Raw genomic sequence first — 24372 nt, 5'->3', positions numbered from 1 at the left:
GATAGTAGATCCGACTCACGCGTTTGAAAATATAGAAAAAAAATTAAAACATATTCTGTGGTGTGTGAAGCCTTTTCGTCCAGAACAATTCATGAAAATTATACGACGTGCCCTGGTATGCCCATCTGGCTTGTACTTCAAACCACCGTTTTGAAATTTCGTCTTTCGGGTGAATTATTCTTGCTTCGCTAAAGAGAATAAGTATAGTTCTCATTCTCTTTATTATTTAATGGCCTGGCGGCGAATGCGCTTACGGTTCGTAAGACTTTCCCTCTCTACACGGATGGTTCATCACGTCACTGCCGCGTGCAAAGGACGTTATCAGGCTTTTTTCACATGGTTCACATTACCCAGGTAAGGATTTCCAAAATGAAAAAGACAACATCCGCGTTGGCTCTGCTGATTGCCGTTGCATTAAGTGGTTGTGCGGCCACTTCCGGTTCTTCAACCCCCGTTGCGCCGCAGGCAACGCCGACTGCGCCAGCCGTTGCGACCGATGTTCAGAAACGTGATTTAGCCGATGGACTGTATGAAATGGCGTTAAGCCCGTCAGGCGATGCGCTTTACGTTGCCAGCGCCGAAGGTTTTAAAGATGTGCAGGGCGGGGTGGTCTACAAACTGGACCCGAAGACGCTGAAAACCATTGGCGCCAGCCACACTGACCTGAAAAACTTCGGTATGGCGATTTCGCCAGACGGTAAAACCGTCTATGTCACCAATTCGCTGGATGGCGGCGTGAGCGCGCTGAATACCGCCGACGGCAAAGTGAAAAACCGTGTGCTCTTCCCGGAACGTAACCCGGAAGGATTCCCGTACGGCGTGCGTCAGGTTCTGCTGCATAACGGCCTGCTGTATATCGGCGCCGTTGCCGATCCGGCGGTGATCTGGGTCGTCGATGCCGACACCCTGAAGCTGAAAACCCGCATCAAAAATACCGGTAAATGGATGACCGGTCTGCACTACTCTGACAGCACGCAGCGTATCTATGCCGCGAATGGCGGCGGTGAAATTCTGGTTATCAATCCTCGCACGCAGCGCGTAGAAAAACGCTGGAAACCGCTGGGTGATAAACCGGCGCTGCTGCTGAATATGGCGGAAGATACGCAAACCGGTCGCCTGTTTGTTACCGACAACTCCAAAGCGAAAACCACGCTGGTGCTGGATATCCATACGGGCAAACTCATCAAACAGTTGGATGTGGGCGATTCCTTATCGGTGAAATTCAACCCGAAACGCAATGAACTTTATATTTCTCAGCGTGAGTCCGGGAAGTTGCTCAGCCTCAACGCGACGGATTACAGCGTGAAGAAATCCTGGGATCTGCCGCCGAATCCAAACAGCCTGCTGCTGTCCGCCGATGGTCAGACGCTGTATGTCACGGTGAAACAGAAATTCAATAAAGATCACTCGACTGATGCGCCAGACAGCGTGGTGCGTATTGATCTGAACAAATAATAAATAGCGTTGCCTCGGGGCGTCAGGCAGGGATGCCTGGCGCATCCCTGAGGATTGTGCCTTGCGGCAACTATAGCGAAATGTTAAAAGGTGCCCCTTCAATAAAAACGATACAGGGGTAGGGCGTGAAAAACGCGTCAACTGCATCTGGCAACAGTTTGCCTGATGCTGCGTCGAACGGAGAGCCGACGCTTCAACGGGGGTTGCAAAACCGCCATATTCAATTGATTGCGCTGGGCGGCGCAATTGGTACAGGTCTGTTTCTGGGGATTGGCCCCGCCATTCAAATGGCTGGCCCGGCGGTTCTGCTGGGTTACGGCGTCGCCGGAATTATCGCTTTCCTCATCATGCGCCAACTGGGTGAAATGGTGGTTGAAGAACCCGTTTCCGGCTCTTTCGCGCACTTTGCATACAGATACTGGGGCCCCTTCGCCGGTTTTCTTTCCGGCTGGAACTACTGGGTCATGTTCGTACTGGTCGGGATGGCGGAACTGACCGCCGCCGGTATCTATATGCAATACTGGCTTCCCGATGTTCCAACCTGGATCTGGGCCGCCGCGTTCTTCATTATCATCAACGCCGTTAACCTCGTGAACGTGCGCCTGTACGGTGAAACGGAGTTCTGGTTTGCGCTAATCAAAGTGCTGGCGATTATCGGCATGATCGGCTTTGGCCTGTGGATGCTCTTTTCTGGTAACGGGGGAGAACATGCCAGTATCGAGAATCTCTGGCGCTACAACGGCTTTTTCGCTACCGGCTGGAACGGGCTGATCCTCTCTCTGGCGGTGATCATGTTCTCTTTTGGTGGGCTTGAGCTTATTGGGATCACCGCCGCTGAAGCGCGCGATCCGCATAAAAGCATTCCAAAAGCGGTGAATCAGGTGGTTTACCGTATTCTGCTGTTTTATATCGGTTCGCTGGTGGTGCTGTTAGCGCTTTATCCGTGGGTGGAAGTGCAATCCAACAGCAGCCCGTTCGTGATGATTTTCCATAATCTCGACAGTAACGTGGTGGCTTCTGCGCTGAACTTTGTCATTCTGGTGGCCTCGCTGTCGGTTTATAACAGCGGCGTCTATTCCAACAGCCGTATGCTGTTCGGTCTTTCCGTTCAGGGAAATGCGCCGAAGTTTTTAACCCGCGTCAGTCGCCGTGGCGTACCGGTGAACTCGTTGGTGCTCTCTGGCGCTATCACCTCGCTGGTGGTACTCATCAACTATCTGCTGCCGCAGAAAGCCTTTGGCTTACTGATGGCGCTGGTGGTCGCCACGCTGCTGCTGAACTGGATTATGATCTGCCTGGCGCACCTGCGTTTTCGCGCGGCGATGCGGCGCAAAGGTCGCGACACGCAGTTCAGGGCGTTGCTGTACCCTGCCGGGAACTACCTGTGCATTGCTTTTCTGGCGATGATTCTGGTTCTGATGTGTACCATTGACGATATGCGCATGTCGGCGATATTGCTGCCGGTATGGATACTGTTCCTGTTCGTTGCCTTTAAATTACTGCGCCGTAAAACCCGTTAATCCTGCTGCCCGGTGGCGTTGCGCTTACCGGGCCTGCACAGCCGCCACCCGCAATATCGCGCGCCGCGCCACACTTCACCTTTATCGTGACTCTCCTCGCAATTCTTATTTGATCCGCAGGATCTTTGTTTTGTAATCGATTACTTTTCATTTTGAGTTTATTTGTAATCGATTACTTTTTAAAGGTGAGGCAAAAAAATGGTGTCGACAACCGAAAGTAGTGGAAAACAGACCGTACAGTACCGGCTGCTGGTGCCGAGACTGTCGTTAATGATGTTCTTACAGTTCTTCATCTGGGGGAGCTGGTCGGTGACGCTGGGGCTGGTGATGACCCAGTACAACATGTCGCTGCTGATTGGCGATGCGTTTTCCGCCGGGCCGATCGCCTCCATCCTGTCGCCGTTTGTACTGGGGATGCTGGTGGATCGCTTCTTTGCGTCGCAAAAAGTGATGGCGGTGATGCATGTGGTGGGGGCGGCGATTCTGTGGTTTGTGCCGCAGGCGCTGGTGGCGCAAAACGGGGCATTGCTCATCGGGCTGCTGTTTGGCTATACGCTGTGCTACATGCCAACGCTGGCGCTGACCAACAACATCGCCTTTCATAGCCTGTCAGATAAAGATAAAACCTTCCCGGTTGTACGCGTGTTCGGCACGATTGGCTGGATTGTGGCCGGTATTTTTATCGGCGTGACGGGGATTTCCGACACCACCGGGATCTTCACGCTTGCCGCGCTCTGCTCTGTGATTCTGGCGCTCTACAGCCTGACGCTGCCGCACACCCCTGCGCCAGCGAAGGGGTTGCCGGTGAAGATACGCGATCTTTTTTGCGCTGATGCGTTTGCATTACTCAAGACCCGCCACTTCTTTGTGTTCTCGCTTTGCGCGACGTTAATCTCCGTGCCGCTGGGAACTTACTACGCCTATACCGCCTCGTTCCTGGCGGATGCTGGCGTGGGCGATGTCAGCACCGCGATGTCATTCGGCCAGATGTCCGAAATCGTCTTTATGCTGGTGATCCCCTTCCTGTTCCGCCGTCTGGGGGTGAAATACATGCTGCTGATCGGGATGTGCGCCTGGTTTGTCCGTTATGCCTTCTTTGCGCTCGGCATCAGCGAAGAGGGGCGCTTCCTGCTCTATCTCGGTATTTTGCTTCATGGCGTGTGCTATGACTTTTTCTTTGTGGTGGGTTTTATCTATACCGACCGCATTGCCGGAGAAAAGGTGAAAGGGCAGGCGCAAAGTATGATCGTCATGTTTACCTATGGCATCGGTATGCTGCTCGGCTCGCAGATTTCCGGCGCGCTGTACAACCGCCTGGTGGCGGGGCAGGCGGTTCCCCAGGCCTGGGTGACGTTCTGGTGGCTCCCGGCAGTGGCCGCTGCGGTGATTGCCGCGATTTTCCTTTTCGCTTTCAAGTATGACGAAAAAGAGCAGGCGTAATTTTCAGGAGGGGTTATGAGAACCATTAAGGGACCGGGTATTTTTCTGGCGCAGTTTATCGGGGGGCAACCCCCGTTTAATACGCTGGAAGGGCTGGCCGGTTGGGCGGCAGGGCTGGGTTATAAGGCCTTGCAGATCCCCTGCAATCATAAAGCGTTGTTTGATGTTGAACAGGCCGCCGTGAGCCAGACCTACTGTGATGATATTCGCGGGATGCTGGCGGATCACGGCCTGGTCATCAGTGAATTATCGACCCATCTTGAAGGTCAACTGATTGCGGTACACCCGGCCTATGATGAGGCGTTTGCCGGTTTTGCGCCGCCGTCGGTGCGCGGAAACCCGCAGGCGCGACAGGCATGGGCGACGCAGACGTTGCAACAGGCTGCCGCCGCTTCGCAAAAACTGGGGCTGACCGCACATGCCACCTTCTCAGGTTCGCTCGCCTGGCCCTATTTTTACCCCTGGCCGCCGCATAATCGTCAGCGTTTTGACGAGGCGTTCAGCGAACTGGCGCGCCGCTGGCGACCGATTCTCGACTGCTTTGATGAGCATGGCGTGGACGTGTGTTATGAGATTCACCCCAGCGAAGATTTGCACGATGGCGTCACGTTCGAGCGTTTTTTAGCACTGGTCGACGATCATCCGCGTTGCCATATTCTGTACGATCCCAGCCACCTGCTGCTGCAACAGATGGATTATCTGGGCTTTGTGGATGTGTACCACTCGCGCATTAAAGCGTTTCATGTGAAAGATGCCGAGTATCGCGCCAGCAGCCGTAGCGGCGTATACGGCGGGTATCAACCCTGGATTGAACGGGCCGGGCGGTTTCGTTCGCCGGGCGACGGACAGGTGGATTTCAAAACGCTGTTCAGCAAGTTCGCCCAATATGATTACCCCGGCTGGGCGGTACTGGAGTGGGAGTGCTGCCTGAAAGAAGCCGCCACCGGCGCGCGTGAGGGCAGTGAATTTATTCGCCGTCATATTATTCCGGTTTCGGAGCATGCGTTTGATGATTTCGCTGCGGGTGATGAGGTACGTAAATGATTCAGGTTGGCATTATCGGAACCGGGTTTATTGGCCCTGCGCATATTGAAGCCTTGCGCCGACCGGGAAACGTATCGGTGGTTGCGCTTTGCGACAGTTCGCTGGAGAAGGCGCAGGAGAAAGCCCGGGCGCTAAACGTTCCGCACGCTTACGGCAGCGTGGAGGCATTACTGGCGCATCCGGGATTGCAGGTGGTACACAACTGCACGCCAAACCACCTTCATGCCGACATCAATCGCCAGGCGTTGCGGGCGGGGTTGTCTGTGTTCTCCGAAAAACCGCTCTGCATGACGCCGGATGAAGCGCGTGAACTGGCCGCGCTGGCGGAGCAGGCGGGGGTGGTGCATGGCGTGAGTTTTGTCTACCGGCAGTTTGCGATGGTGCAGCAGGCCGCCAGCATGGTACGCGCCGGGAGCGTCGGGCGGCAGTTTTCCGTGCAGGGCAGTTATTTGCAGGACTGGATGCTGCTGGAAACCGACTATAACTGGCGCGTAGACCCTGCGCTTGGCGGGGGCTCACGCGCGGTGGCGGATATCGGTTCACACTGGTGCGACACGGTGCAGTTTGTTACCGGAAAGCGGATTGTGGAGGTGATGGCGGATCTCGCCACGGTCTGGCCAACGCGTAAGGCCAGCGTGGAAGGGAACTCGACGTTTACTCAGCCGCTCACGGAGCGCCAGTGGGTAGATAAACCGGTCAGTACGGAAGACAGAGGCGCGGTACTGGTGCGTTTTGATGACGGCAGCAAAGGCTGTTTCAGCGTTTCACAGGTGAGCGCCGGGCGGAAAAACCAGCTGACATTTGAGATTAACGGCAGTCACTGTTCGCTGGCCTGGGATCAGGAAGTGCCGCAGCAGTTGTGGATCGGCCACCGGCAGCAGGCGAATCAGATCCTGACGGACGACCCCGGATTAATGAACGCGGATGTGGCTGGCAGCGCGCACTTTCCCGGTGGGCATATTGAGGGCTGGCCGGATGCCTTTAAAAACATGATGCAGCAGTTTTATCTTGCGGTGCAGGCAGGAAAAATGCCCGCGCCGGAGGTGCGTCGTTTTGCCTCGTTCGCGGACGGTGCTGACGTGATGTATATCATTGACGCCATTGTGAAAAGCCATCAACACCAGCGGTGGGTGAGCGTGATGCGGTAAACCTTCGCCCGGTTCGCCGGAGGGCGATTTTATGGTAGCCTCAACACAAAGCGCAAACCGCAGGATGTGTCGCCGTTATGTCTATTCAAAAAATCGCCCAGCTCGCCGGTGTGTCGGTGGCGACGGTATCACGCGTGCTCAATAACAGTGATACCGTCAAAGCCAAAAACCGCGAGCGCGTGCTGCAAGCCATCAAGGAAAGTAACTATCAGCCCAACCTGCTGGCGCGCCAGCTTCGCACCGCGCGCAGTTCAATGATTCTGGTGATGGTTTCAAATATTGCGAACCCTTTTTGCGCAGAAGTGGTGAAGGGCATTGAAGAAGAGGCGGAGAAAAACGGGTATCGCATTCTGCTGTGTAATTCAGGCTCGGATATGGCGCGTTCAAAATCGGCGCTGAAACTGCTCTCGGGGAAAATTGTCGATGGCATTATCACTATGGACGCGTTTTCAAAATTACCGGAGCTGACCACCATGATCGGCGATGCGCCGTGGGTGCAGTGCGCGGAATACGCCGATAAAGGCGCGGTCTCCTGTGTGGGGATCAATGACGTTGATGCCGCACAGTCGGTCATCTCCCATCTGGTCGAAAAGGGGTATCAGCGGATTGCGCTGATCAACCATGACTTAAGCTATAAATATGCGCGTCTGAGGGAACGGGGGTATAAGGCGGCGCTTCATGCCTGGTCTCTGGATTATCAGGCGGTAGAGTATGCCAGCGAACTGAGTTCCAGCGCCGGAATGGCGGCGATGGACGTTTTGCTGGCGGCAGAAACGCGCCCGGATGCGGTTTTTGCGGTATCGGATACCCTGGCGGCAGGCGCCATGCGCGCCATTGCCAACGCCGGATTGCGCATCCCGCAGGATATCGCCGTCGTGGGTTTTGACGGTACGGAGCTGGCGGAGATGGTCTCCCCGCAACTGACCACTATCGAGCAGCCTTCCCGCGATATTGGCCGTAAAGCGGTCGGGCTGCTGCTGAACCGGATTGAACACCCGGATGCGTCAACCGAAAGGGTGATGATGGACTGGCGCTATATTTCCCGCGCCAGTACCTGATATTAGCGCTGAAACGCCCCGGACAGCGCGCGAATATCGTTTCCTGTAGGGGACTGGTGAATCCGTAAGCCAAACTCTTCGACCACGGCAAAAATGTGGTCGAAAATATCGGCCTGAATACTTTCATATTCCAGCCACACCACGGTATTGGTAAACGCGTAAATCTCAATGGGTAAACCCTGATCGTCCGGCGCAAGCTGGCGTACCATCATGGTCATATCTTTGCGGATACGCGGATGGTGGCGTAAATATTCATTCAGGTAGGCGCGGAAAGTGCCAATATTGGTCATTCGACGATGATTGAGTACGGATTCCGGCGCAGTCTGCTGTTGGTTCCATTCCTGGATTTCCTGATGACGGGTGGTTAAATAGGGCTTTAACAAATGCGCTTTATATAAACGCTGCTGCTCATCCTCATCAAGAAAATGAATGCTGGTGGCGTCGATACTGATGCTGCGTTTAATTCGGCGACCGCCAGAGGCGGACATGCCGCTCCAGTTTTTGAAAGAGTCCGAAACCAGGGACCAGGTGGGGATGGTGGTAATGGTATTATCCCAGTTGCGCACTTTCACGGTGGTTAAGCCGATATCGATCACCGCGCCGTCCGCGCCGTATTTCGGCATTTCCAGCCAGTCGCCAAGCTTCAACATATCGTTCGCTGAAAGCTGTATACCCGCGACCAGACCGAGAATGGGGTCTTTAAACACCAGCATTAAGACGGCGGCCATCGCGCCGAGACCGCTAATGAGAATGGCCGGAGACTGACCTATCAGCAGGGAGATCATCAAAATACCGATGATAATGGCGCCGATGAGTTTGATGCCCTGGAATATCCCTTTCAGCGGAAGCTGAGAGGCCGCCGGGAATTTTTGCGACAGGTTGAGAATAACATCCAGTAACGAAAAGACGGACAACAGGGCATACATCATGATCCACAGTTGTGCGCAGGTGGTTAATATCTCAGCCGCCTCAGTCCCCTTTTGTAGCCAGAGCACAGCCTGAATATTGACGATAATCCCCTGGAGCGTAAACGCCAGGCGGTGAAATAATTTATTCTGGGTAATGATTTGCAGCCACAGGCGTGAACTGGCGCTGGCGCGCTTTTCAAAGGCTCGCAGCACCACCCAATGCAAAATAATATGCACAATGATGGCAGTGAGAAAAATAATGCCAAAAATCATCACCAGCGAGGTGGTGTGATTCATTTCGATCCCGAGTTCTTCTACCTGAGATATTAATTCCTGCATAACGTCTCCTTTATAAACAGCGGTCTATGATGACCGCTGTGCGGATATTATGCAAATTGCGCGGCGCAGGTTTGCTATTTTGACGCCATACAGGGGCGGGTTGCATTGATATTCAATGCGCGGCGAAACCATAATGTCGCCAGAACCAGACTGAGCATCATGGCGGCTTCGACGGCCAGAAAACCGATCACCGACTGCGTATAATCGCCGTGACTATTGTGTTGCAGATGCAAAAATAACGCCCCCAGCACCGCCGGGCCAAGCCCCAATGTGGCTTGCTGCAACGTGCTTAAAATAGCGCTTCCAGCTCCGGCATCCTGCGTGCTGATATCGCGCATGCCGATACGATAAAAGCTGTTCACGATCAGCGCCTGTCCATAACCTATCAGGGCCGTTGCCGGCGCCAGCGCGAAGGTGGATGTTTGCATGCCCGAATGCCAGAAGGTCATCATTAACCCGGCTAAGCCGACTATCTGGATCGCCAGACCCATCAACAGAATGCGCCCCATGCTGTAGCGCGCAATCAATCGCGGTGCGTAGCAGGCCGAGATGAAATAGGCCGCGCCGAGGGCGATAAAGCTGTTACCGGATTCCCACGGCGCCATCCCCAGACCCATTTGCAGAGTCAGCGCCATACAGAACATAAAACCCGACCATGCGCTAAAAAACAGCAATGCGATCAGAATGCCGAAACGGATGCTGGTCAGCCGTAACAGGCGCGGCGGCAGAAGCGGGTGCTGGTGGCGCAGCTCCTGCCGGAGCGCATTTTTACGCATCCACCATCCCAGCGGGAGAATGGCAAATAGCGCCGCCTGAGCCTGCCAGGGCCAGCCGGTTTCTGGCCCCAGCGCCATAGGAAAAAGCAGGCAGCAGAGGATGGCGGCCAGACAGACGGTGCCCAACCAGTCGATGTCGGCGCGGGTTCCGCTGGCCGTTTCGGGAACGTAGCGGCGGCTGAATGCCAGTACCAGAAGGCAGACCGGGACATTAATAAAAAATGCGTTGCGCCAGCCAAGCCCGGCGATATCCGCCGAGACCAGCCAGCCACCGCCCATTTGGCCGACGATAAAGGCAATGCCGCCAATACCGCCATACAAACTGATGGCCTTTGCGTGCGCGCTTCCTTTTAGCGTGACGTGAAGCGTGGCGAGAATTTGCGGCACGATCAACGCTGCGCCAGCCCCCTGCAAAATACGGGCGCCCAGCAGCATGTGAATAGAGTTCGCCAGACCGCAGAACAGGGAGGCGACGCCAAAGAATGCGACTCCCCACATAAACAGGCGGCGGCGACCGTAGTTATCGCCGAGCTTGCTCCCCAGCGCCAGACAGACCGCGAACGTTATCCCATAGAGGGCGACAATTAACTCCAGTTGCGTCGTTGTCGCCTGCAAAGAGCGGGTAATGGACTCCAGGGCGACGTTGGTAATCGATGTATCAATAAGCGGCAGCATTTGGCCTGTCAGCAAGAGCGATAGCCCGGTGCGACTGAGTGAAACGACTGACGTATTCATGGTAACTCCATTGCGTCATTCAACAGATGGACGTAGCATTACTGAAGAATTAAACGGGTACCAGTTCCTGGTTATACTGGTATTGGTACTACCATGCTGGAGGTAATATGACGGTGATGACGCGACGTGAGCCCACGGTGATGCAACCCGCAGACAACCGGAAGCAGCTCGGCGCATTTTTACGCGCCCGGCGGGAAAGCCTCGATCCGCAACGTATGGGGCTGCCGCGCGTCGGTCGGCGGCGAACGCCCGGTCTGCGCCGCGAAGAGGTGGCGATGCTGGCGGAAGTTGGCGTGACCTGGTACACCTGGCTGGAACAGGGGCGGGAGGTGAATCCCTCTGAGTCGGTACTGGTTGGCGTTGCGAATGCGCTGCAATGCAGCCCGCTGGAAACCCGACACCTGTTTGTACTGGCCGGGCTGACGCCGCCGGAATCGACGCAGATCACCGTGTGCGAGGGGATCAGTGCGGGAACCCGCCGTATGCTTGATAGCCTGATGCCGCAGCCAGCCAGCATTCAGAAACCTAATTTTGATATTGTGGCGTGGAATGAGAGTTTTTGTCGGCTGATGGGCGTGGATTTTGCCACGATCCCGGATGACGATCGCAACTGTATTTACCTCTACCTCACCAACGAAACCTGGCGCAGTCGCATAGAAAACCGCGACGTGCTGCCGACGTTTGTCTCTTATTTCCGTGCGGCAATGGCGGAACACCGTGGCGATCCGAGGTGGGAAAATAAACTGGCGCGCTTTTTCGCCGCATCTTCCGAGTTTGAAGCGTTATGGCATCAGCGTTATGAAGTGCGTGGCGTGGAAAACCAGGTGAAGAATTTTCTCCATCCCCGGTTAGGGCGTTTTAGTTTGCAGCAGATGTACTGGTATTCCGCACCGCGTAACGGCTCCCGGTTGTTGGTGTATTTACCGATGGATGAGGCCGGAGAACAGGCGCTGGCGTGGCTGGATAAGCAGTAAAAGGCCCGGTGGCGCTACGCTTACCGGGCCTACAATAACACGTGCTTCGTAGGCCGGATAAGGCGCAGCCGCCATCCGGCATAACAAGAAATCAGACTTCCGTCAGCTCTGTAGGCCGGATAAGGCGCAGCCGCCATCCGGCATAACAAGAAATCAGACTTCCGTCAGGGTGGTTTCCTGCGGCAGGCGGGATTTCGGCAGCGCAGCGTTAAAATCTTCTACGCTGTGATGGCCGACAGGCACCACGACCAGGCTGGTATAACCTTTCTCTTTCAGGCCAAATTCAGCGTCAAGAACCGCGGCGTCGAAGCCTTCAATCGGTACGGCGTCCAGACCCATCGCGGCGACGCCCAGCAGGAAGTTGCCAACGTTCAGGTATACCTGTTTCGCCATCCACTGATCGTCATCTTTCAGGTCGCGGCGGTGCAGATCCGCGAAAAAGCGACGGCCTTTGTTATTTGCCGCTTTGGCTTCCGGCGTGGCAAAACGGCCATCAGCATCTTCCTGATCGACAACGCGATCCAGCCAGGCGTCGTCCATTGCGGTTTTTGCGCAAAACACGACGACATGGGAAGCATCCAGCATTTTGCGCTCGTTAAACACGAAATTACCAGCGGCGGATTTCGCAACGCGCGCTTTCCCTTCTTCGGTGCTGGCGACGATGAAATGCCACGGCTGAGAGTTGGTGCTGGAAGGGCTATATTGCAGCAATGTTTTGAGTTTTTCCGCTTCGTCTGCGGTCAGTTGTTTGCTGGGATCGAACGCCTTAGTGGAGTAGCGTTTTAAGGCGACAGAAACGATATCCATAAATACTCCTGATGTTTTTTAATACCCTGCGGGTGCGTTTTCGTGCCAGCAGGGTACAGGGTTAGCGCATAAAAGATAAGAGAGAAAAATGCGAAAACACTTATCGATATCAACGATAAATCAGGTGGGGCGCAGACGCTTTTGATCTTTTTTAGCCAGACCATCCACCACCAGATTCCAGGAGTCGCCGATCAGGTCGGCGAGCAGCGACGGCGTGATATCGTCTCCTGCGTAAACGGAAATCCAGTGTTTTTTGTTCATGTGGTAACCGGGTTCAATACTGCGATAAATCTGCTGATTTAACAGGGATTTCTGTGGATCGGACTTCAGGTTCACAAACCGACGGCCGCGTTGTTCTGAAACGATCATGAATATCTTGCCGCCGACTTTAAAGACATCAAACTCCGGGCCGAACGGCCAGCAGTGTTCGGTGAAAGGCAGTTCGAGCGCGATGCGTTTCGCACAACGATGCAGCGTCTGGCCGTCCATTATTTTTCCTCGCGGGTGAGGGCGCGCCACATCGCTTCAAAACCCAGCGAGATGTACTCATTTGCGTGGGCCGGATCGCGGGCGGCAAATTCCATCGTGGTTTCCGCCAGGGTGAGGAACAGGGCATCGCCAAAGGCGCGGTATTCGTCAGACATGAAAATGGGCAGAACCGAACGATGGCAGAGATCGCGCAGTTCCGGGAACATATCGTCTGCCAGTTGCTCGGTTTCTTTCGTGATTTTCTCACTAACCGCAAGCTGGCGGATGGTGCGGTGCCCGTTAGTGTTGTTCAGACCCCAGTTGATGTAGCTGTTCCAGATAAAGTGCGTCATGGTCCTGGTGTCGGTGATTGAGCGGTCCAGATTCGCCATCATCGACTGGCAGAGATCCTGCTTCAAATGCAGATAAAGCTCGTTGATTAAGTCATCTTTTGTCGCGAAATAGCGAAACAATGTTCCCTCAGCAACACCTGCGTTGCGAGCAATGACGGCGGTGGAGGCGGCAATGCCGGATTGCGCGATCGCTTTTGTTGCGGCTTCCAGTAACGCCAGTTTTTTGTCTTCACTCTTCGGACGAGCCACTACACTTTACCCTTAATGATGTAAAAAACATGATTGAAACACGCTCTTTGCAGCGCCGCAACGGTGAATGTCAAAGATTGAAAATCATCTTGACGAGATTCCTTCGCTTTCTATAATGAGTGCTTACTCACTCATAATCAAGTGACAGTCGCGCAAACCAGCGGAAAGGGGCGCGTTTTCGGATCAGGATATGAAGCGTCTCACAATTTGTGTGGTTGTTATTATGCTTATTGCTTCTACAGCGAGTCTGCCGTTTGTCCTTAACGCCGGGTTTGGTCAGGTGCCGCAGGGCGCTCAACTGAGCCTGGTGGAACAGTCTCCACACTATCGTGATGGACAGTTTCATAATCAATTACCCACTCCCGGTTACACCGGGGATAAGGGGATGCTCGCCGCATGGTGGGAGTTTCTGGTCGCTAAACGTGAAAACGCGCGGCCTGCCCAACCGTTGCCGCTGGTAAACACCGATCTCGCCAGCGTACCGCGCGATCGGGACACGCTCATCTGGCTGGGCCATTCCTCCTGGTATCTGCAACTGGCGGGAAAACGCATTCTGATCGACCCGGTATTCAGCAGCTATGCCGCGCCGTTTTCGTTTCTGAATAAAGCCTTTGCCGGAGACTACCCCTGGACGGCGCAAAATATGCCGGAGATCGACCTGCTGATCATCTCGCACGATCACTATGACCATCTGGACTACGCCACCATCAAAGCGCTGATGCCGAAGATTAAGCGAGTCATTACGCCGCTGGGTGTGGGATCGCATTTGCGCTACTGGGGCATGAATGGCGGGATTATCGACGAGCGCGACTGGAACCAGTCCGTCAGGATCGATGACGCGCTGCTGATCCACGTCCTGCCCGCGCGCCATTTTTCTGGTCGGGGGCTCAAACGTAACCAGACGCTGTGGGCGAGTTTTATGTTTGAGACGCCTGAACAGAAGGTTTATTACAGCGGGGACTCCGGTTACGGGCCGCATTTTAAGGCGATTGGAGAACAGTTCGGCTCAGTCGATCTGGCCATCATGGAAAACGGTCAGTACGACCGGGACTGGCGATACATTCACATGATGCCGGAAGAGACCGCGCAGGCGGCGCAGGACCTGCGCGCAAAAGCGATTTTACCCGGTCATGCCGGGCGTTTTGTCCTGGCGAAACACAGCTGGGACGATCCGTATAAACGTCTGGCGCTGGCGAGTCGTCATAAACGCTACCGTCTGCTGACGCCGACGCTGGGAGAACCGGTGATGTTGGCCGATCCGACCCAGCAGTTTACGGCCTGGTGGGAATAAGCGACCATTTTTCGGAGGGGGAGAGCACGATGACCATTTCCGCTCAGGTAATCGACACTATTGTCGAGTGGATTGATGATAATTTAAATCAACCGTTGCGCATTGATGATATTGCCCGCCACGCCGGGTACTCCAAATGGCATCTGCAACGCCTGTTTATGCAGTACAAAGGGGAGAGTCTGGGGCGCTATATCCGGGAGCGTAAGCTGCGGCTGGCGGCGCGTGATTTACGCGATACCGACCAAAGGGTGTATGACATCTGCCTGAAGTACGGTTTTGATTCGCAGCAGACCTTTACGCGGATCTTCACCCGAACCTTTAATCAGCCGCCGGGTGCCTACCGTAAAGAGAATCACAGCCGTACGCACTGAGTTTCCCCGGCAGCGCCTGGCTGCCGGGAATCTTTCTTACCAGGAATAGCTCACTGTTGCCGTAACCGTGCGACCTACGCCATAGAAGCAGGCGGTGTCGCTGGCGCAAGAGGCCACGTATTTCGTATCGGCGATATTATTGACATTAAACTGTACGGCTGCGCCTTTCAGGCTGCTGTTCAGTTCTCCCAGTTCGTAGCTCACCATCGCGTCATACAGATCCACTGCCGGCACTTTAAAGGTGTTTTTCGCATCGCCGTAGCTGGTGCCGATGTAGCGTACGCCCACGCCGGTCGTCAGGCTTTTCAGCGGGCCGCCGGGGAAGGTATAACTGGCGAAGGCGGAAGCCATGTGGGCAGGAATACGGGCAGGCGTTTTCCCTTCCGTACCCGCTACCGTAGTGTTGACGGTTTCCGCATCCGTGTAGGTATACGAACCAATCAGGTTGACGCTATCCCACAGTGAAGAGTGAATTTCCGCTTCCACGCCTTTGGAACGCACTTCCCCTGCGTTTTCGAACCAGCCCAGCGTGCTGTTGTAAGTGGACACATTGCTCTGTTTGAGATCGTATAACGCCAGCGACATCAGCGTGTTATCCACCGGCTGATACTTCACGCCCACTTCGGTTTGTTTACCGGTGGTGGGTTTAAACGGCGCGCTGCCCGGCGCGCGGTTGGTTTGCAGATTAGGCTCATACGAGGTGCTGTAGCTGATGTATGGCGAGAGGCCGAAATCAAAGGCATACAGCAAGCCGGTACGCCAGGTGAACTTGTTGTCGTTCTGCTGCGTTTTCTCACTGTTGATGTAATCGGTGGTGCGAACTTCCGTCCAGTCATAGCGCCCGGAGAGCAGCAGCTCCCAGTTGTTCCAGCTCATCTGATCCTGCAAATAGAGGCCCATCTGATCGAGGTTCTGCTGTTCGTGGCTGGCGGGGCTGAAGGTGCTTTCATCGACGTTTACGCCATAAACCGGGTGCGTCCAGTCCATATCGTACTGCGAGCCGGAACCGCGCATTAACAGTTGCTTGTCGTTGCTGGACTTGTAATCCAGCCCGCCGAGCAGCGTATGGTTCATCTGCGCGGTCGCAAACTGTGCTTCCAGTTGGTTATCAATGCCAAACTCATTGGTCGTGCGCTCCTCATGCTGGGCGCGACGGCTGAGCAGCGTGCTTTCCGGTTTGCTGTTGAAGTAAACCAGATAGCGGTATTTTTGCTTGATGCTGGCATAGCGGGCATTCTGGCGGAAGGTCATCATGTCATTGAACTGATGTTCAAACTCATAACCCACCATCGTCTGCTCACGCCATGACTGATCGTAATCAGGATCGCTGACGTTAAAATCGAGCGGAATATATTTTCCGTTAGCGCTGGTGACGGTGCCATAAGCAGGCAGGAAGTTACGGTAGCCCGCATCGGGATCTTTCTGGTAGCTGGTCAGCAGTGTGAAACGGGTCTGATCGTTTGGATACCAGGTGATAGCCGGAGCAATCGCGACGCGCGAATCTTTATAGTCTTCAACCTGGTTATGCTGAGTGCGGGCGATCCCGTTCAGGCGATACAATACCCGGCCGTCATCGCTCAGCGGGCCGCCGAAATCAAATGCGCCTTCCGCCAGATCGCGATTACCGGTGCTGAACTGAACCTTATGAATCGGTTCGCTGGTGGGGCGTTTGCTGGTCATGCTGATAAGCCCGCCGGGGTTCACCTGGCCAAACAGAACCGAAGCCGGGCCGCGTACCAGCTCTACCCGCTCCAGCAGCCACGGATCAACGGTGCCGGTTTGCGATGACGCCGTTGCGCCAAAGCTCAGACCATCAAGGAATTTAGGAACGTAGCTGAAGCCGCGTACAAACACTTCATCGTTACGGTTGGATGAGCCGCGATACTCCGTAAATGCCCCGGCGGTGTAGCGTAGCGCCTGGGAGACGGAGGTGGCGTCCAGCGCGTCCATCTGGTCGCGGGTAACGACGGAGACGGACTGCGGCGTTTTCACCAGCTCCGCGGAGGTTTTGGTTGCCGACAGGGTTTTGGTCGCCACCATTCCCTTCACCGGCGCAGTGGGTTCCTGGCTGACGCCTTGCGTCACCAGAATGGTCTCCTCCTGCGTTTTGGCAAACGTCGTCGTACTGACGGTCGCCAGACTGAGAACCCAGAGCTGCATTATCTTGTTATTTTTAAATATCATTTAGCATCCTTTTCTATGCCATACCTGAAATTGTCCGGTCGTCCTGTCAGACAAATGCCGGACTGCCATCCTCATTAAACGCGACAGATGTTATTGCAAATCATTACCATTTGCATTAGCGTTGTTAACAAATTTCATCAGGAAAGCACCGTTAATGAAGATGGCATGGAGTGGTTTGGTGATTGGGCTGGGGACGATGTCGGCTCAGGCGATGCCGTGTTCGACGCCCTCCGTTCAGGGAGAGCAGCAGGGGAAATTTGATGCCAGCGGCGAGATCTGCTTTGTGCTTCCCGCGCTGAGTGAAAATTATGTTTCGGCCACCCTGTCGGGGATTACCGATGCTCGTTTGCTGGACGGCCAGAACCGTCGCATCCGTACTTTACTGGAAGGCGGCCCGGCCGATGGCGAGCATCAGCTGTTGTTTTCTTTGCCGGTACAACAGGCCACCTCGCTGGTGTTGCACGGTAATGAGGGCGCTCGCTGGCGGTTTACATGGCAGATGAAAGAGACCACGCCGCTGCCGAAAATACAGCGCGTCGCTCCCGTCAGCCCAACCTTGCAGCAACTGGAAAAAGCGCTGGCGGCAGGAGCCGGAACCGCCCATTTCTGGCAGGATCTACAGCGCAACGGCACGCCGCTGGTGGAGCCAGTTGACGACAGCCATAAGCGGGTTACGTTTCTGTGGCGCGGTGCGAAGCAGAACGTTTTTATTCTCGGTTCTCCGGCAGGCGATCACGATCCCCTGTTCCGCCTGGGCGATTCCGACGTCTGGTTCCGCAGCTATGTGGTGCCTGCGGATACGGTAATGCAGTACAAACTGGCGCCGGATGTTCCGTTGGTGAACGGTTCGCCGCGCGATCAGCGGCGGGCGATTCTGGTCAGCGCGCAGAGAGATCCGCTTAACCCGCTGACGCTTGGCGAGAAGTATGCCGATCGCTGGAATCAGTTTTCCCTTCTCGATCTGAGTCCCGCGCGCTTTTGCTCTGCGCAAGCTACCGCGCAGCCTGTTCGTTACGGTTCGCTTACGCGCAAAACATTGTTCAGCGAACGTCTGGGCAACAGTCGTGAAATTGCGATTTATCGCCCACACAGCGCGCAACCGGCACGCTGGACGCTGATGCTGTTTGACGGCAAAACGTATCTTGATGATTACCATATCGATCGCGTGCTGGATGGGCTGATCGCGCGCCATCAACTGCCGCCGATAAACGTGGTGTTTATTGATACGCTCGATCACGCCAGACGGGCGAAAGAGCTGCCGCCGAACCCTGATTTTGCCGACTTTATGGCGCATGAATTATTGCCCTGGCTGCGTCAGCAGGGGGTGACTACGCAACGACAAAAAACGGTGCTGGCGGGCTCCAGCTATGGCGGGCTGGCGTCATCCTGGGTCGCGTTGCGCTATCCGCGTCTGTTCGGTAACGTGCTGAGTTTATCCGGTTCGTACTGGTGGGCGCCAAAAGACGAGGAGGCCAGCTGGCTGACGCGTCAGTACCAGAATTCGCCGCGTTATCCTGTCCGCTTCTGGTTGCAGGCTGGCCGCTTTGAAACCAAAGGCCCGGACGGCGGTATTTATCGCAACACGCTGGAATTTTCGCAGGTACTACGTGAAAAAGGCTATCCGGTGAGTTTTCATCCGTGGTCAAGCGGACACGATTACGCCGCGTGGTGTGAAGCGCTGGTTCACGGTATGCGGGATTTCACCGGCTTAGTCAGCCAGCGAAAACCAGCGACGCCAGATAAAGCGGATCACGAAATATTCGAGAGCGCCAAGCGTTAAAAACCACAGGCAAAACAGCAGGGTGTAAAGCTGGTTGAGATCCATTAAATGGAAGGTCGCAACCAGCTTTTGCGCCAGTACCATGCCAGGCGAGGGCACAGGCAGCAGCAGGCAGGAGAGAAAAGCCATCAGCAGGATGCCAGCAGCGGTCATCAACGATTCAAGCGGGTGTTTCATGGCATTGTTAAACTTGAGTTAAAAAGCCATTGTCCGGGATATCGCCGGGTAACGCAAATCGTCGCCTACTGACCCGCCCAGATCTCGCAATGTTTTTTCACCAGCCCAATCAGTGAACCGCCATCCGTCACAAACTCCCGCATCTGCCGCGCTTCATTCAGCCCGTTTTTCACCTGTAGGCGCAGAGCGTTAATGGCGCTGGCGGCGCCGACGTTATCTGCGGAGGAGGCGACATTCTCCAGCAGGCGCAGCGTGTCATCAGACAGCAGGTGATGGTCGCCGGTGTGGACATCGGTCAATGTTCCCTCCAGACCATACCGACAGGCCTGAAAGCGGTTGAACTTGTACAGCAGATAATCCCGCTCCTGATGCCTGAACGGGCGCTCGGTCAGCAGCCAGTGGGCCGTCGCCTGAATCAGCCCCGCGATATTGACCGCATGAGCAAGGGTCAGAGGCGTATCCATTACCCGAACTTCTACCGTGCCGAAGTGAGGGCTGGGACGGATATCCCAGTGCAGATCTTTGATGCTGTCGATCATGCTGGTGTACGCGAGGCGGCGGAACAGCCCTTCACATTCCTGCCAGTCGCTGGCCCACGGCATCGGGCCGTTATCAGGAAAGCTTGAGAAGATATTCAGCCGGGCGCTGGAAAAACGGGTATCTGACCCTTGCATATACGGCGATGCCGCCGCCAGCGCAATAAAGTGAGGAACAAAGCGCGACAGACCATGCAGGAGGTAGATAGCGTCATCACCGTTAGCGCATCCAATATGGACGTGCTGACCAAATACCGTCGCCTGCTGAATCAGATAACCGAAGTTTTCCAGCGTACGCTGGTAGCGCGCATTGTCGCACACCTCCTGGCGCTGCCATTTTTGAAAAGGGTGCGTGCCCCCGCCGCAGATTTCAAGATGATGGTCTGCGGCAGCCTGCAAAATCGCCTTCTGCATGGCGGAGAACTGCGCCGCCGCCTGGTCAATGTTGCGGCAGACTCCCGTCGCCATCTCAAGCATGCTTTCGGTGATATCGTGCTTCACTTCTCCGGCGGTGAGTTGGGATTTGACGGCGTCAATCAGGGTGGAAGAGTCCTGGCTTAAATCGTAACCCGGCGGATTGACCACCTGCATTTCCAGTTCAATTCCCAGCGTAAACGGTTCGGAAACGTGAAAATCGGGTAGCGGCATAACGTTCTCTTTTGTCAGGGCGTTGCGTTGAGTATAGATGTCAGGGAGGAGGAGGAGGGGGGCGTGGTCTTTTCCCGCTCAGCAGCAGAGCGGGAAAAAGAGGTGGGATTAACGCAGCGGCGGCTGACGCACGGGCGCATCACCTGCGACGTAATAGCTCGCGGTGCTCTTTGCCAGCGGTTCGCGGCCACGAATCGCATCGGCCATCTTCTCGCCGATCATAATGGTGGTGGCGTTCAGGTTGCCGGTGATAATTTGCGGCATAATGGAGGCGTCCACCACGCGCAGATTTTCCACGCCGTGAACCCGGCCTTCGCCGTCGACTACCGCCATTTCGTCGTAACCCATCTTGCAGGTGCCGCAAGGATGAAACGCGGTCTCCGCGTGGTCGCGCACAAACGCATCCAGCTGTTCGTCGGTCTGGCACGTAATGCCGGGGCTGATTTCGCGTCCACGGTATTTGTCCAGCGCAGGCTGGTTGATGATTTCACGCGTGATGCGTATGGCATCGCGGAACTCCTGCCAGTCCTGCCCGGTAGACATATAGTTAAACAGAATGGCCGGATGCTCGCGCGGATCGCGCGATTTAATGTGCACATGCCCACGGCTGGGTGAGCGCATCGAACCGACATGACACTGAAAACCGTGTTCTTTCACCGCATTCGAGCCGTTGTAATTAATCGCCACTGGCAGGAAGTGATACTGAATATTCGGCCAGCTAAACGCTTCGCTGCTGCGGATAAATCCACCTGCCTCAAAATGGTTGCTGGCGCCCACGCCGGTGCCGCCAAATAACCACTCAGCGCCAATTTTCGGCTGGTTCCACCATTGCAACGCCGGGTAGAGAGAGACGGGTTCTTTGCACTCATACTGTAGATACATCTCCAGATGGTCCTGCAAGTTTTCACCCACGCCCGGCAGGTGGTGCACCAGCGGAATATCAAACGCTTTCAGTAGCGATGCGTCACCCACGCCGGAGCGTTGCAGGATTTGCGGCGACGCAATGGCGCCCGCGCACAGCAACACCTCTTTACGCGCCGTCGCCCGGGTCGGGATGGTGCTGTCGCCTTCCAGCCACTCAACGCCTGACGCTTTTTTACCTTCGAATAGAATATGGTCGGTCAGCGCATGGGTGATGATGGTCAGATTCGGCCGACCTTTGGCCTGATCGAGATACCCGCGTGCCGTACTGGCGCGTCGTCCTTGCGGCGTCACGGTTCTGTCCATCGGCCCAAACCCCTCCTGCTGATAGCCGTTGAGGTCGTCGGTACGTGGATATCCCGCCTGGACGCCTGCTTCTATCATCGCATGGAACAGTGGGTTGTTATTGTGCTTTGGCGTGGCGACGCTTACCGGGCCGTCGCCGCCGTGGTAGTCGTTGGGGCCGATATCACGGGTTTCCGCCTTGCGGTAATAGGGCAGGCAGTTGAGGTAACTCCAGTGTTCGAGGCCTGGCTCCTGCGCCCAGTTGTCGAGATCCATCGCGTTGCCGCGAATGTAACACATGCCGTTAATCAGCGATGAGCCGCCCAGCCCTTTACCACGGCCGCACTCCATGCGGCGGTAGTTCATATGCGGCTCCGGTTCGGTCTCATACGCCCAGTTATAACGTTTACCCTGTAGCGGAAACGCCAGCGCGGCAGGCATCTGGGTGCGGAAATCCGCACGGTAGTCCGGGCCGCCCGCTTCCAGCAGCAACACGGTGGTGTCGCTGTCTTCAGTCAGCCGTGTTGCCAGTACGTTGCCCGCCGAACCGGCGCCAATAATGATGTAGTCAAAATGCAAACAAACCTCCTGGTTAAAATATGGATTGAAACTGACCCATCTCAACCTGGATGGACTTCACCTGGGTGTAGCTTTGCAGCGTCATGATGCCGTTCTCGCGACCAATACCGGAATGCTTGTAGCCGCCGACCGGCATTTCAGCAGGAGATTCCCCCCAGGTATTGATCCAGCAGATCCCCGCTTCAAGCTGGTGGATTGCGCGATGAGCGCGGTTGAGATCGGCTGTCACTACCCCGGCGGCCAGTCCGTAATCGGTGTTATTGGCGCGGCGGATCGCCTCTTCTTCGTTTTCGTAGGTCAGAATGGACATCACCGGGCCGAAAATTTCTTCGCGTACGATGGTCATCTCATCCCGGCAGTCGGTGAATACGGTGGGGGCGACCCAGGCGCCGTTATCAAACGCCTCGCCTTTTAATACGTCGCCGCCGCAAAGCAGCGTTGCGCCTTCCGCTTTTCCGCTGGCGATATAGCGCAGAACGTTGTCGCGATGGGGGAAGCTCACCAGTGGGCCAAAATTGGTTGCCGGGTCAGACAGATCGCCTGCGCGAATGCGGCTTACGCGCGCCAGAATTTTTTGCTCGAAGGCGCCTTTCATGTGCGCCGGAATGAATACGCGCGTGCCGTTGGTGCAGACCTGGCCGGAGCTGAAGAAGTTCGCCATCATGGCGATATCCGCCGCGAGGTCGAGGTCCGCGTCGTCAAAGATAATCAGCGGTGATTTACCGCCCAGCTCCATCGTCACCTCTTTCAGCGATGAAGCCGCTGAATTGGCCATCACTTTCTTGCCGCTGGCGACGCCGCCGGTGAAGGAGATTTTGGCGATATCAGGGTGTTCCGTCAGGAACTGCCCTGTTTCCGCGCCGGTGCCTGGCAGCACGTTGAACACGCCGTCCGGGAGACCGGCTTCGCTGTAGATTTCCGCCAGTTTTAACGCGGTTAGCGGCGTGACTTCACTGGGTTTGAAGATCATGGCATTGCCTGCCGCCAGCGCCGGAGCGGATTTCCACAGGGCGATTTGAATGGGGTAGTTCCATGCGCCGATCCCGGCCACCACGCCCAGCGGCTCGCGACGGGTGTAGACGAATGACGTCTCGCGTAGCGGGATCTGGCTGCCTTCCAGGGCAGGGATCAGCCCGGCGTAATACTCAAGCACGTCAGCGCCGGTGGCGATGTCTACGCTGGCGGTTTCGCTCAGTGGTTTACCGGTATCGAGCGTTTCCAGTTGCGCCAGCTCGTCATTGCGTTCACGCAGAATATCAACTGCCCGACGCAGGATTCGCGAGCGCGCCATTGCGCTCATCGCGGCCCACATTTTTTGCCCGCGCTGCGCGCTTTTCACGGCGCGATCGACATCGTCGCGGCCTGCGGCCTGTACGGTAGCCAGTACCTCGCCGTTAGCGGGATTGATCGTCTCAAAGGTGCGACCGCTGGTGGCGGCAGTATATGCGCCGTCAATATAAAGCTGTTGTTCTGCCATTCGGGGCATGGGTTCTCCTCGGTTAGTCAGTGGCGTTCGGCAAATGCTGACTGATGAAATGGGTGGTCAGCGCCTGAGCGAGACTGAGATTAAACGGTTTTCCGCTCAGCGCGGCGCGTAGCCACAGTCCATCGATAAGCGCCGCCAGGCCATAGCCGGCCTGTTGAGCCTGCTGGCGCGGAAGTTCGCGCCTGAATTCATACACAATGTTTGACAGTAGCCGCTTGCTGGCGACCTGTTGCAGGCGGTAGAGCATCGGCTGATGCATGCTGCTTGCCCAGAATGCGAGCCAGGCTTTCATCGCGGCCTGGCTTATCTGGCTGTCGTCAAAGTTGCCCGCTACGATGGCGCGCAAACGCAATTCAGCGCTGGCCTCTGGAAGGGCGTGCAACCGACGCAGGACGGCATAGCGAAGCTGGCTGGTGATGTCGCGCATCGTCGCTTCCAGCAATCCATTTTTATCCTTGAAATAGTGACTGATGATGCCGGTCGACACGCCTGCTCGCCGGGCTATTTGCGCAATGGTCGCGTCATGCATCCCGACTTCATTAATGGCCTCCAGGGTGGCGTCAATCAGTTGCCTGCGACGAAGGGTTTGCATCCCCACTTTGGGCATTTTTATCGCTCCAGTCATCAGTTATGGTTATGTATTAAACCGTTTTTTGATTGGACGTTCAATATAAAATGTGTCTTAATTGTTATCAATTTAGCGGTTAACAGGTAAGGGGAATGTAATGGGATATTAGATAAAATTAATAAAAACAATAGATTGAAAATATCATCATTTCTGTTAATAAGGCTATTTTTGCAAATCTGTTAAAAATGCCATCGCCTTACAGAATCTCAAAA

General features: G+C 55.5%; 21 protein-coding genes. 10 read left to right on the top strand and 11 right to left on the bottom strand.

Annotated elements, in window-relative coordinates:
* Nucleotides 1–369 precede the first annotated feature (369 nt).
* The 6 genes from OGV83_RS01970 (at nucleotide 370) to OGV83_RS01945 (ending at nucleotide 7665) form a co-directional block, all read left to right on the top strand.
* The gene (locus OGV83_RS01970) at nucleotides 370–1455 is read left to right on the top strand and encodes a YncE family protein (RefSeq protein ID WP_286463080.1); all 1086 of its coding nucleotides are present in this window, start codon (nucleotides 370–372) and stop codon (nucleotides 1453–1455) included.
* A 125-nt stretch (nucleotides 1456–1580) separates the two neighbouring features.
* Nucleotides 1581–2975 carry a phenylalanine transporter gene (pheP, locus tag OGV83_RS01965; RefSeq protein ID WP_286463078.1) on the top strand — a complete coding sequence of 465 codons (1395 nt, stop codon included), beginning with the start codon at nucleotides 1581–1583 and terminating at the stop codon, nucleotides 2973–2975.
* 198 nt (nucleotides 2976–3173) lie between these two features.
* Entirely contained in the window at nucleotides 3174–4415 is a 1242-nt protein-coding gene (locus OGV83_RS01960) for an MFS transporter (protein ID WP_286463076.1), read from the top strand.
* A 15-nt stretch (nucleotides 4416–4430) separates the two neighbouring features.
* Nucleotides 4431–5459 carry a sugar phosphate isomerase/epimerase family protein gene (locus OGV83_RS01955; RefSeq protein ID WP_060815862.1) on the top strand — a complete coding sequence of 343 codons (1029 nt, stop codon included), beginning with the start codon at nucleotides 4431–4433 and terminating at the stop codon, nucleotides 5457–5459.
* Nucleotides 5456–6607, top strand: a complete 1152-nt coding sequence (locus tag OGV83_RS01950) for a Gfo/Idh/MocA family protein (protein ID WP_286463072.1) — start codon at nucleotides 5456–5458, stop codon at nucleotides 6605–6607. Before OGV83_RS01955 ends, OGV83_RS01950 begins: the two co-directional genes overlap by 4 nt.
* Before the next feature lie 77 nt (nucleotides 6608–6684).
* A complete protein-coding gene (locus tag OGV83_RS01945) occupies nucleotides 6685–7665 on the top strand; it encodes a LacI family DNA-binding transcriptional regulator (RefSeq protein ID WP_071259815.1) in 981 nt (326 codons plus the stop codon).
* 2 nt (nucleotides 7666–7667) lie between these two features.
* Here OGV83_RS01945 and OGV83_RS01940 read toward each other — a convergent pair whose 3' ends face one another.
* On the bottom strand, nucleotides 7668–8912 hold the full coding sequence (locus OGV83_RS01940; RefSeq protein WP_012133427.1) for a mechanosensitive ion channel family protein: 1245 nt from the start codon (nucleotides 8910–8912) through the stop codon (nucleotides 7668–7670).
* 74 nt (nucleotides 8913–8986) lie between these two features.
* Entirely contained in the window at nucleotides 8987–10423 is a 1437-nt protein-coding gene (locus OGV83_RS01935; protein WP_286463070.1) for an MFS transporter, read from the bottom strand.
* A 107-nt stretch (nucleotides 10424–10530) separates the two neighbouring features.
* On the opposite strand from OGV83_RS01935, the gene OGV83_RS01930 reads away from it, so the two are divergent.
* Nucleotides 10531–11397: a helix-turn-helix transcriptional regulator gene (locus OGV83_RS01930; protein WP_012133425.1), complete on the top strand. Its 867-nt coding sequence runs from the start codon at nucleotides 10531–10533 to the stop codon at nucleotides 11395–11397.
* A gap of 153 nt (nucleotides 11398–11550) precedes the next feature.
* Here the strand turns inward: OGV83_RS01930 and nfsB are convergent, their stop codons facing one another.
* The 3 genes from nfsB to OGV83_RS01915 all read right to left on the bottom strand — a co-directional run bounded on the left by nfsB (nucleotide 11551) and on the right by OGV83_RS01915 (nucleotide 13274).
* The gene (gene nfsB, locus OGV83_RS01925; protein ID WP_047458272.1) at nucleotides 11551–12204 is read right to left on the bottom strand and encodes an oxygen-insensitive NAD(P)H nitroreductase; all 654 of its coding nucleotides are present in this window, start codon (nucleotides 12202–12204) and stop codon (nucleotides 11551–11553) included.
* Between the two features lie 120 nt (nucleotides 12205–12324).
* A complete protein-coding gene (locus OGV83_RS01920) occupies nucleotides 12325–12693 on the bottom strand; it encodes an MmcQ/YjbR family DNA-binding protein (protein ID WP_058668738.1) in 369 nt (122 codons plus the stop codon).
* Nucleotides 12693–13274: a TetR/AcrR family transcriptional regulator gene (locus OGV83_RS01915; RefSeq protein ID WP_012133421.1), complete on the bottom strand. Its 582-nt coding sequence runs from the start codon at nucleotides 13272–13274 to the stop codon at nucleotides 12693–12695. The genes OGV83_RS01920 and OGV83_RS01915 overlap by 1 nt, the downstream gene beginning before the upstream one ends.
* A gap of 190 nt (nucleotides 13275–13464) precedes the next feature.
* On the opposite strand from OGV83_RS01915, the gene OGV83_RS01910 reads away from it, so the two are divergent.
* On the top strand, nucleotides 13465–14565 hold the full coding sequence (locus OGV83_RS01910; RefSeq protein WP_012133420.1) for an MBL fold metallo-hydrolase: 1101 nt from the start codon (nucleotides 13465–13467) through the stop codon (nucleotides 14563–14565).
* Between the two features lie 29 nt (nucleotides 14566–14594).
* Entirely contained in the window at nucleotides 14595–14936 is a 342-nt protein-coding gene (locus OGV83_RS01905; protein WP_024130566.1) for a RamA family antibiotic efflux transcriptional regulator, read from the top strand.
* Between the two features lie 36 nt (nucleotides 14937–14972).
* Here OGV83_RS01905 and OGV83_RS01900 read toward each other — a convergent pair whose 3' ends face one another.
* Nucleotides 14973–17117 carry a TonB-dependent siderophore receptor gene (locus tag OGV83_RS01900; RefSeq protein WP_060815872.1) on the bottom strand — a complete coding sequence of 715 codons (2145 nt, stop codon included), beginning with the start codon at nucleotides 17115–17117 and terminating at the stop codon, nucleotides 14973–14975.
* 157 nt (nucleotides 17118–17274) lie between these two features.
* Here OGV83_RS01900 and OGV83_RS01895 point away from each other — a divergent pair, with 157 nt between their 5' ends.
* A complete protein-coding gene (locus OGV83_RS01895) occupies nucleotides 17275–18900 on the top strand; it encodes an alpha/beta hydrolase-fold protein (protein WP_047458262.1) in 1626 nt (541 codons plus the stop codon).
* Here the strand turns inward: OGV83_RS01895 and OGV83_RS01890 are convergent.
* The 5 genes from OGV83_RS01890 to betI all read right to left on the bottom strand — a co-directional run bounded on the left by OGV83_RS01890 (nucleotide 18829) and on the right by betI (nucleotide 24139).
* Entirely contained in the window at nucleotides 18829–19077 is a 249-nt protein-coding gene (locus OGV83_RS01890; protein ID WP_012133415.1) for a DUF1158 domain-containing protein, read from the bottom strand. The genes OGV83_RS01895 and OGV83_RS01890 overlap by 72 nt on opposite strands.
* A 65-nt stretch (nucleotides 19078–19142) precedes the next feature.
* Nucleotides 19143–20261: a YbdK family carboxylate-amine ligase gene (locus tag OGV83_RS01885; protein ID WP_286463069.1), complete on the bottom strand. Its 1119-nt coding sequence runs from the start codon at nucleotides 20259–20261 to the stop codon at nucleotides 19143–19145.
* Between the two features lie 108 nt (nucleotides 20262–20369).
* Nucleotides 20370–22046 (bottom strand): choline dehydrogenase, encoded by a 1677-nt coding sequence (gene betA / locus OGV83_RS01880; RefSeq protein WP_058668741.1) that lies wholly within the window; start codon nucleotides 22044–22046, stop codon nucleotides 20370–20372.
* 13 nt (nucleotides 22047–22059) lie between these two features.
* Nucleotides 22060–23532 (bottom strand): betaine-aldehyde dehydrogenase, encoded by a 1473-nt coding sequence (betB, locus tag OGV83_RS01875; RefSeq protein ID WP_286463067.1) that lies wholly within the window; start codon nucleotides 23530–23532, stop codon nucleotides 22060–22062.
* 13 nt (nucleotides 23533–23545) lie between these two features.
* Nucleotides 23546–24139, bottom strand: a complete 594-nt coding sequence (gene betI / locus OGV83_RS01870) for a transcriptional regulator BetI (RefSeq protein ID WP_024130562.1) — start codon at nucleotides 24137–24139, stop codon at nucleotides 23546–23548.
* Between the last annotated feature and the right edge of the window lie 233 nt (nucleotides 24140–24372).

The organism is Citrobacter sp. CK189 (assembly GCF_030333505.1).
GTDB classification, from domain to species: Bacteria; Pseudomonadota; Gammaproteobacteria; order Enterobacterales; family Enterobacteriaceae; genus Citrobacter_B; species Citrobacter_B koseri.
This window is presented reverse-complemented; position numbering and strand designations above follow the sequence as displayed.